This window comes from Prevotella sp. HMSC073D09 (assembly GCF_001814145.1).
Taxonomy (GTDB): Bacteria; Bacteroidota; Bacteroidia; order Bacteroidales; family Bacteroidaceae; genus Prevotella; species Prevotella conceptionensis.
In genome coordinates this window covers 1-9872 of sequence record NZ_KV815088.1, presented here as the reverse complement: position 1 = coordinate 9872, position 9872 = coordinate 1, and the positions used below count along the sequence as shown (strand labels likewise).

The window sequence follows — 9872 nt, the reverse complement described above, 5'->3', positions numbered from 1 at the left end:
GTGAAAGGGTGAAAAGATGGCTAACGCCTTTAAAAGGTGAAGGGGTGAAAGGGTGAGAGGATGGCTAACGCCTTGAAAAGGTGAAAGAGTGAAAAGATGGCTAACGCCTTTAAAAGGTGTCTAGCGGTTTCTAGGTTTCTAGTTCATTCTAGCTTTCGGACAAGTCGGACTGGTCAGACAAGTCAGACTTATCCTATTAGCCTAACACCACCTATACATTTGGCTTAACTCCTAAAAGTTTAAAAGCATTTGGCTTAGCTCCATAACTCCATAACTCCTTACCTCCTTTAACTCCTAAAAGTTTAAAGGCATTTGGCTTAACTCCATAACTCCTTAACTTCTTAACTCCTCAACTTACCTCCTTACTCCCTTTACTCCTAGTATATGATCAACAGAAACGCCATGATCCATGCCACCACAATGGCTTGCGTAAATCGGTCGCGGAGTAGTATTTTGGTAGGGTCGCCACTCACTTTGTCTACCACTGTGAGCTGCATGTAGCGCAAAAGACCCACCAAAACGAAAATGCTGGTGAGGTAAAGGTAGGGTGCATGGAACCGACTGACCACCTCGGGCGACACCGTGTACATGATGTAGCACACCAAAGTAACGGTACCTGTAATGGTGATGGCTTGGTTGACGAAGGTGATATTGTAGCGTATGGTGTTGCGGCGAGGCGGTTCGCCCGTCTCGTTCATGCGCAAAACGTCGTCGCGCCGTTTGGCAAACGACAGGAAAAGCGCAAGCAGAAAGGTCATCAACACCAGCCAATTGCTCACCGCCACGTCGCAAGCCATGCCGCCAGCCAGTATTCGTAGCACGAAACCAAAGGCCACTGTGCACACATCTATGATGGCATGGCGTTTCAACCAGATGCAATAAGCCATGTTAAGCAAGAAGTAAAAGGCCACGATGCCTGCCGTTTCGCCTGCCCGTTGGGGTAGGAAGAACAGCAATAAGGCCGACAACAACGCCAAGACGGCCATTAAGGCATAGGCCGTTGGCACACTTACCGCGCCCGATGCAATGGGTCGGTGGCATTTTACGGGGTGTCGGCGGTCGGCATCTACGTCAACAATGTCGTTGAAACAATAAATAGCCGATGCCGCGCAACTGAATGCAAAGAAAGTAACGACGCTTGCGATGGCATCGTCGACATTCAGCAGTCGTCCGCCAAAGAACATGGGGATGAGTACAAACCCATTCTTAATCCATTGTTGCGGACGAATAAGTAAGAGCGTTTTTTTCATCTTTCAAATCGCTTTGTTAGTTGTTCCATCCCCTTGTTTAGCAGCCATGCCAGGGGAAGCGTGATGGCGAAACAGGCCAAGAACGTGGACCAATAGCCCCATTGCAGCCGCTTTATGTACACCAATACGAAGTGGGCGTGCAGCAGATACATTTCTAGGCTCACGGTTCCAACCAGTCGCAGACCGCGTTTTATGCGCTGCGGAACAGCCGTAAGCCAGTTTCCCAATAGCAAAACAAGGCTGAACGTGGCGGGGATGTAGAGCATCCGCCCGATGAAAAGCGGAAAAAGTCCGTGTCTTGTCTGCTCTAAATAGATGTCTACGCCAAGAGAGAGCACCGCGGCAGCCAGCAAAAGCCAAACGCTTTGGGGGCTGAGTGTTAGTCCTTGCTTTACCAACGCACCGCAATTGATGCCGATAAAGAAGATGGGAACGCGGCTCCAAAATATCTCGATGTGGCCAACTGCATTGTGTATGGGGCTTACCCATTGCACGGCCACGCACCAAACAATCATCAAAACGGGCAACCAGCGGTAGGCAGGATGGCGATTTACGAGTTTGATATAGGCCGGAGCGAAGAGGTAGAGCATCATTGTGGCAGGGATATACCAAAACGTTAACTCATCGTGTAGCCAGAAATCCCAATTCACCAGCACATCGCCAGCAAGGTCTATCACTTCTTTTGGTCCTTTCGCTCCTTGCAAAAAGCGCGGCACATAGTAAAGGCACGCCACGAGAAACCACGTGGGATAGATGCGCAGATAGCGGCGTGTGAAGAAACGTTTGAGCGACTTGTTGCCTGTTAGGGCATACCAAAGTCCCACGCCACTAAGGAAAAGAAACACGTCGACACCGATGTTTCCCATACGCCAAAGCCCATAGAAGGGCGACAAACGGGGCAAGCTGACATGGAAAAGCACAATGGCTATCATGGCCAAACCCATTAGTTCACTTCGATGTAGGCTGATGTTGGCAAAGCGGATGCTGGTGGTTGTTGGGGTCATTGGTTGCGGATGTTAACGTTTGGGTAGCGGAATGCGCCTGATAAGCTTATCTGTAGCCCAGGCCAAAGCAACGGATGCCACGATGTAGAGCAGCAATCCGAGGTAGGGTTGGCCATGACGTGAGATGGGGATGATGAGCTTTCGGGTGACGGGATGGGTTACAAAGAGAGCCGCCGAGATGCCGCCCATCCAGCACAGGGCGCGATAGAGCCACGCCATTACAGGGGTGCGGGCCAACAATTTGGCGGTTAAGAGGGCTGCACAGCATATAACGGCAGGGACGAAAGTCCACCCCACGAAACTCTGGCAGAGATAATAAGCCAGGACAATGCACACTAAGAGGGCGGCCGATTGCTTAACATTGTCGTCGCCCCACAGCGTGGCCGACTTTTGAAACTGGGCATAAAGCAAGCCTAAACCAAAGGGTAGCATGCCGCCCATGAAGTTGTAACGGTAGCGATTCATTACCTCGTCTAGGGGCGGAAGCTGCAATTGCACAATCAAACACAGGGCCATAAGCAACGCAGTTATGCCCCAATGACGGCGATGAAGAACCAAACGATAGAGCAAATAGAACTGCATCATCAGCCCGAAGAACCAAAAAGGACCAGGCCAAATTATTTTGTCGGGACGGGGCAGCAGGTTATTGAACATCAATAGCTGAGAGATAACCTTCAAACTATCGTAATGCCTACTGGGAGGATTAAGCGTATCCACGGCGATAAAGAGCGCAAAGCCCACCGCCATCATGCGAAACAGCTTAAGATAATGGCTAAACAGGAATTTGCCCACGGGCACTTGAAGGCCGTGATACTTCTTGAAAAGGCCATATCCGCTGAGGAAAAGGAACACCGGCACGCCATAATGGCCGAAGAACGACAACAAGTGCATGGGCAAATGTGCATCGGGATGCACCAAGGCATGGTTCATGCGCGTTACGTTTTCGGCGTTAAAGGTGTACTCGTTCTCCTTAACTATTGACCCAAGCCAATGGCAATAGTTGTGCAAAAATATGCCAATGATGGCCAAACCGCGCATACAGGCATTGATGCTAGCGGCATTTTTTTCGCTAGTGGGCTTGTCTGCGTGGCTGTTGGCATGCGCCGTGGCCTGTTGTTGCCTGGCTTGTACAGCGTTTTTTTCTTCTGTATGTTGCTCGTTTTGTGGCATAATGATGGGTGTGGGGTTAATGTGCTGCAAGGCGTTGGCCAATGTTTGGCGACGCACTTTGGGGCTTGGGGCGCGGCAATTTGTCGTAATCGGTGGTGCCTTTGAGTATTCGAGGCCGATTTTCGTTGTACTTCGGACTAATCAAGTTGTTCTCTTCGCGATAGTTCTTGGTTTTTATTCCGGCCAGATAGAGCAGCAAATGGGGTAGGGCATCGGTCATAAAACGTCGGTTGCGCGCGTTTTGTATCTGCCGATAGATGTCGGGATGACGGGCGATGTAGGTTCGCGAACACCATATCCAGAAAGGAATTTCGAACTCGTATTTGGCCAAGGGGTAGTCGATGGCGGCCGAATGGTTGCGGCAAACAATGCCGCGGTTTTCCTCGTAGCATTCTTCGCCGTGGTCGGGCATGTAGATAACGATGGCATCTTCGTTTTCAAACTGCTTGACGATAAGGTCTACCACCGAGTCGTTGTATAGCACGGCATCGTCGTAAAGTGCCAGGACACTGCGCTGACCGGGGGTTAAGTCGGGGCGAAGTGTTTTGTAGTCGGTGCCATTCCATCGCCGGCGGTCGTTTGGCGTGCGGAATTTGTACCCTACGTGCTGCCCAATGAGGTGGAAAATGGTGAGGTTGTGCCGGCCTTCTTGCGACTTTAAGCGTGCGTATTCGCGCACCAGGTCTTCGTCGAAGATGTGCAAACTGTCGTTTCGCGTATCGAACATGGCCTTGTTCAGCGTGGGGTTGTTGAGAAAAAAGCCGCCGCTAAAATCGTAAACGTTTTCTTTTGCTTGGGGCAAAAACTGGTTGGTGATGAACGTTACGTGATAGCCCGCTTTGCGAAACAGTTGGGGAAAGAGCGGATAGTCGCACCATTCTCCGCGGTCGCCCACATCGTAGAGCGAAAAAACGTGCTTGAAAACGTAGCTGGTAAGGTTCCAAGGCGACACCACATCGTTGAATTTCACCAGTTGTTTGCTGCGTTCGCGGCGTATTTGCCGTGGCGTTGTGGGTTGCACATATCCGTATTGCTGCGAATGATGTTTGCCGAAACTCTCGCCGATAATCAGCACGATGTGCGGGCTGGTGTACGTGCAGCTGTCTACTTTTGCCGTTTTGGAGGCTGCAATGAGCTTGTTTAGCTGTTGCGATGCCAATGAGTTGGCATATATCGAGAACATTAAATGGTGCACAGGGTGGTAGCATTCTCCGTGGTTTTGCTCGGTAAGCATGTGTTCCACTTCGCCAACGCTCTTGCCATGCATCAGTTTCCAAAGGGCCACTTTGTTGCCGGCGGTAACGCAAAAGCTCCAAATCAGAATGCCTGTAAAGCCGATGGGGGCATACTTTTTGAGCTTGTTGGCCAATGGTGTGCTGATGGTGGGAAACTTGCCCGAAAGCTTTTGGCAGGCCGCTTTCAACCGTTTGGGGGCGAAACGGCGTAACGTATAGGCCAAATGGGAAAGGGCGAAAAGCACAATCCACCCAAATTTGCTAAACAGAATGCTGAAAGAAAGGTAGCTGGAAAGAAACTCTGTGGCCTCGCGGCCATTGGTTTCGCCCACTAAAAGCAACATGGTGGGGGTGATGACGGAATCTAACTGAACGCGGCAAAACACGTCGACGGCCGTCGTTAGGTATAAGATAAGGTATAGAACGCCGCGAACCCACGGGCGGATACGTTGTGGCAAGATACTTAAAAGCAGGCAAAGGGTGTAGAGGTCTGCCAGTAGCTCGGTGTAAAGGTGCCTGTAGATTTTCTCGTTTGCACTGTGGGGGAGGGTTAGCCACGCACAAATCACGCCCAAGAGGTACATCGACACGAAGAACGGCGCATTGATTTGTAGGGGTTTAACCACGTAGCCAAAGATTTTTTTGCTCAATACTGTCAAGGTCATTACTTTTCTTTCGTCTTTTTTATGTGTATTCATTGCCGCGTTTAGCCGCACAACAGCTTGTACAAACCTGTTGTGTGCCGTATGAAACACGTCTGCGCATGGTTAGAGAACGCGGTGTTTGTTCGCAATGTTATGCAAATTTACACTTTTTATCATTGATAACCGCCAATGCAAGCGTTTAATTTGTTTCGTAAAGGGAACAATTGCACTTTTCACTCCTTTTCTCAAAAGGTGAAAAAGCGTAATGTGCTTTGCTGTAAGTGTTAGGCTTGGCATCTAGAATTTTAAATGTAGTTGCCCGTTTGTTAGCTTGTCAATAGAAAAAACTTGTCAACTCGTCAACTGAAAATCTTCTCGTTAACTCGTCAACTTGTCAACTCCTCAACTTAAACTATTCTCGTCAACTCGTCAACTGCCCCTCCCATACAATTAAGGATAATTAAGGCAAGATATTGAGTGGCAAGCAGAAAAAATGTTAACTTTACAACAAAATAATGATCTAATGATGCAGAGATTAGCGTTACATATTATATGCCTAATGGGTATGTTTTGCAATTGCAAAGCACAAACCATGCCGACTTCAACAGACACGACACAGCAGATAGACTCCGCCAGAGCGGCCAATACGCCAAGTTTTCGTGTACTATCTGTTGAGAACACCGACACACTGCGATGGACGGGCAAGGCTTTTACCGGCAGACACAAAAACAAAGGCAATACATGGCTGATAAAAGCTGTGATGAAAGGCATGAATCCTAATTGGCAGAGGCACGCGCTTTGGGTTACGGTAAAGGATGTGTGGCTGCTTAGAGACGGCGTAGAGAAAGATGTAATAAGCGTCATGGCCTTCAAGTCTGCCGAAACGCGGTGGAGCATCAGTGCTTTTAAGAGAGAAAAATTTATGGTTGAAGAATGCAAAGCACCCTTGTATGCCGTTCCATACTTTATAGACGGCTGTGCTTACATCATCTGTATTATCCCTCCGTTTCAGAAAGTGGGCGATGAATTTAGAGAGATAATAGACAGAAAAGCTTTGTACGAAGATGTGTTGAAACCGCTGATGGACAAGCCTTTCTTCTAATGAGGAGGGCATGGAGCGCTCGTACCCGATTTTAAACCTGAAAATCCCAACACTTAAAAGCTTTAGTTGTATTGGGTTTTTCTTTGGAAAGGAGCGGTGGACACAGGTTGACTCGTAAAGAACGTTTACCGAAAGGCGTTGTGCTAACGCCTATTTTGCAACAGCTTGTACCATGCTTTTCCCTCGTTCGAGTTGCATTTTTGTGCCATCGTTGCCAGCATCGTGCGCGTGGTTGCTATCTTGCGTTGTAGCCATAGTTGCAGTTTGCTGCCTTTATGCGCATCTTTCGCCGCTTTGTTCAGTGCCGTTATGTAGCGTAGTTGCAGGTTGGCCAAATAGTTTGAGGGCATGTGCGTTGTTTCTATGCTGTTGAAAAGGGCGTTGCAAAATATGCTTAAGTGTTCGTTAATGCCGTATCCGCCCCTCTTTGTGCCTTGTTTTAGCAGCATGGTGAAGGTGTCGGTACTAAACAAGTTGCTGAAAACGCCATCCAGCGACATGCTTAGTTCCTCCCCCTTACTGGTCAGTTGGTTTTCGGTTATTCGCTTACTTTCTAGTCCACTATCGGCTAGCATGATATACTTCGACAGCAAACGCATGGCCGTGCGTTGCAACGGCGATGGTTTCTCCTTGTAGAAAGTTTCGGATAAGGCCACCAATTGCTCGCCGTACGTGCCCACGGCATCGCGATAAAGATGCCATAGGGCAAAGCCTTGTTCTTTTTTAAACTTCGCCATGTTGGCTTTTTGGTCGATTTGTGGCATCAGTTGCAACACGTTGTCCATTATCTGCACGCGCTTGTCAAAGGCAGGCGTATCGCCACTTGCGGCTTGCGGCTTGATGGAAAGGCGTTTTATCAGGTCGGCACGCTGCTCGTAGGGCGTGTTCCCTTGCGCCGTGGCGTAGGCATAGGCCACAGCACGCCTGTCGGCATCGGTTAGTTGCAACGCACTTGGTCCGTAATCGGTTTCTGTAGATATGCCCAGCACCTGCGCCACCTGCGCCATCACCCTGCCTTGAATGGTTTCTTGAACAATGGCATCGGTGCTGTTCTCGTCCCAAAAACGCATGTCGAAGTGGGGTAGGTAAAGGAAATAGTCGAGCTTCCTGCCCTCCAACACGGCTTTACCCACATTAATCCAACCGCGTAACAATTCGCCAGAGAGTGGGTGGCACAGCATTTCGCTCGTAGTTTCATGATGACCAAGCTCGAAAGAAACGTACATGCGCGGTTGGGTGACGTCTGTTTGGGGCGTAACCTGTTCAACTTGCAGCACGTTGGGTATGCCGGCATCGGCCAACGCCTTGTTCCATGCTGCCACGCCTGCCTTTACTGCACCGATGTATTGGGGCGGAAACAGACTGTCGATGTAGAATGTTAGCGGACGATTGAGTGCCCATCGCTGGATGGGCATGTTGTTTTTGGCGGTTGGCGAAGTGCTTTCGGTGGGCACGGTAAGATTTTCAACGCCCTTTGTTGCCAGCCTTATGGGGGCATAAGTCTGCGGAAGAAGTTGTACACAACAACTTAACTCCAAGGGAACGCTAGCCTCAGGCAATACAATCATCGAGCTAGAAAAGTTGCCCTCTTCGGCTTGTTGCCCGTGATAACGCCTTATGCGAAACTGCGTTATGCCATTGTTGACCTTTACATCCAACAGCGAAGAGAGGTCGGGAACCATCTCGCGAATGGTGTACAGCTCTTGATAGCTGAACCATTGCTTGCCCGTTAGCAGTTCGTTGGTAATGTCGATGATGGCTGCTCCTGCCTTTGTGCGCCCCAAAACAGGGTACGCGATGCCCCGATCGGCCTCATTTTTCACTGCCATTATTTCGCCTTCAGCAACGTTTTTCAGTGGTTTTAGAAGGATGCTTTCGTCATTAGGGGCAACAATTTGCACCACGCCCAGCGACTTTATGGGGTGAGCATTGAAATCGAAACCGCGGTTTACTTGTGCACTGATAAGCACATCGCGCCCAATGCAGGCAGTGGGTATCTCCATATATATACGTCCGCTGTCTACATGCACGGGCAAGTGGCCCGCGTATGTCTTTGCGTTTGCCCCCCATAAGGTGGGCGTTGCCGTCGGTAAGAGCTGCGTTGAGGGCGCAGGTTGGGGTTGCGCGCTGGTTTGCAACCCATGCAGGGGCATGAGAAGTAGGGCTAAAAGCAATGCTGGTTTCTTGTGCAGTTTCATTGTTATGTTGTTATGGCGTTCTGTTTTGGCTGATAGTCGGGACACGAATGACTATGCGAAAGCTTGCCCTGTTCCCCTTGTTGGAGTTAAAAGACGATGTACAGCGCGTTAGGCCTTATGCACATTAGCCCCCACCGCCCAGCTGATGGCAGGGCGATGGGGTGCTAAGTGCTAGTTGGTTTGCCGTAGTTGGAGGGGGGAAATTTGCTTATTCTTCCTCTTCTCCTCCTCCGCACATTTCCCCATAATCTATTACGGGTATGTCTGATTCTGTGGCTTCAGACACGCCGCCTACGATGTATTCGTAGTCCGATTTGGGTTTCGGCTGCACTTGCAGTCGTTTATATACTTTCTTTCCACCAGGCATTTCGAAGTTTACGATGCACGAGGTGCTGCCTTCTTCTTTGCTGTGTACGGCGAAAGAAGTCAGCCACTTGTACTCGAATTTTCCAGGACAGAGCAGTGGGTTGTTCTTAATGGTCTTGCCTTGCAGCTTTTGTGCGAAGGCTTTTGTGCAGTATTTGTTCAGCACTTTCTGTATGGCAGCAGCGTTAGGTTTGGCTTGGGTAAGCTCGTTTACGTACATGGTGTAGAAGTTGTAGACGTCAAAGACATATCCATCCATGTCTCCTTCGTCGGTTTCTACGGATGTTCTGTACTTCCTTACTTGCCCATCGGCGCACAAAGCCAAGTTGTATTTGCTGTGATTGCAGGTTTCGGGCTCGCCGAAGGTTAGGAGTAGGTACACGGTTGTTTCGGTAACGTAAACCTCTTCGCCAATGGTTAGGACAAAGTCTTTAAAGTAATTTGAGCCAGCTACCCCCTTAGAGTTTAGTTTGTAGTCCTTAAACACGGGCTTGCCGCCTTTAAAGATGTTCACCTTTACGGAGTAGTCGCCAAAGGTTAGCTTGTCTACCTTAACCTTCCTGCCATCGTAAAACTCGCGTATATGTATTTCCCAATCGCCAATAGTGGTGTCTATGCGAGTGGGTTGAGCGGCAAACTTCGAGTAGTCTGTCTTGTCTTCTTCCTCTACGTACAGCGATATGCTGTCTTTTTTTGCAGTAATCGAGTCGTTTCCTGCGCCGTTTGTGTCGGCCTTTTTGTTTCCCGAACAAGCCGTTAACAAGGTGGCTGCGATGAGGGAAAGTGCAAATGTAAGCTTTTTCATTATTAATTTCAATGTGGGCTAGTGTGTGCAAATGTAGTAAAATTTTGCTTATTACGCCAAGAAAGGTAAGCATCCAAAATTCGCCGTATTGATACTTC

The 9872-nt window shown here is 49.2% G+C and carries 7 protein-coding genes; 1 reads left to right on the top strand and 6 read right to left on the bottom strand.

The window, feature by feature from the left end; all coding sequences use genetic code 11:
• Window positions 1-377: 377 nt before the first annotated feature.
• Genes HMPREF2955_RS07445 through HMPREF2955_RS07430 form a run of 4 tightly spaced genes read right to left on the bottom strand, consistent with a single transcriptional unit; the run spans window position 378 to window position 5324 of the window.
• Window positions 378-1250, bottom strand: a complete 873-nt coding sequence (locus HMPREF2955_RS07445) for a decaprenyl-phosphate phosphoribosyltransferase (RefSeq protein WP_070722304.1) — start codon at window positions 1248-1250, stop codon at window positions 378-380.
• On the bottom strand, window positions 1247-2254 hold the full coding sequence (locus HMPREF2955_RS07440; protein WP_070722302.1) for an acyltransferase family protein: 1008 nt from the start codon (window positions 2252-2254) through the stop codon (window positions 1247-1249). Before HMPREF2955_RS07440 ends, HMPREF2955_RS07445 begins: the two co-directional genes overlap by 4 nt.
• Window positions 2255-2266: 12 nt before the next feature.
• Complete coding sequence (locus tag HMPREF2955_RS07435; RefSeq protein WP_210401291.1) at window positions 2267-3424, bottom strand: acyltransferase family protein; 1158 nt, start codon at window positions 3422-3424, stop codon at window positions 2267-2269.
• A 16-nt stretch (window positions 3425-3440) separates the two neighbouring features.
• Window positions 3441-5324 (bottom strand): phosphoethanolamine transferase, encoded by a 1884-nt coding sequence (locus HMPREF2955_RS07430; protein ID WP_070722327.1) that lies wholly within the window; start codon window positions 5322-5324, stop codon window positions 3441-3443.
• 571 nt (window positions 5325-5895) lie between these two features.
• Here HMPREF2955_RS07430 and HMPREF2955_RS07425 point away from each other — a divergent pair.
• Window positions 5896-6405, top strand: coding sequence for a hypothetical protein (locus HMPREF2955_RS07425; protein WP_246830093.1), 510 nt, complete (start codon window positions 5896-5898; stop codon window positions 6403-6405).
• Between the two features lie 143 nt (window positions 6406-6548).
• On the opposite strand, the gene HMPREF2955_RS07420 is transcribed toward HMPREF2955_RS07425, so the two are convergent.
• Window positions 6549-8603 (bottom strand): hypothetical protein, encoded by a 2055-nt coding sequence (locus HMPREF2955_RS07420; protein ID WP_070722301.1) that lies wholly within the window; start codon window positions 8601-8603, stop codon window positions 6549-6551.
• Between the two features lie 208 nt (window positions 8604-8811).
• Entirely contained in the window at window positions 8812-9774 is a 963-nt protein-coding gene (locus HMPREF2955_RS07415) for a hypothetical protein (protein ID WP_070722299.1), read from the bottom strand.
• Window positions 9775-9872: the final 98 nt, after the last annotated feature.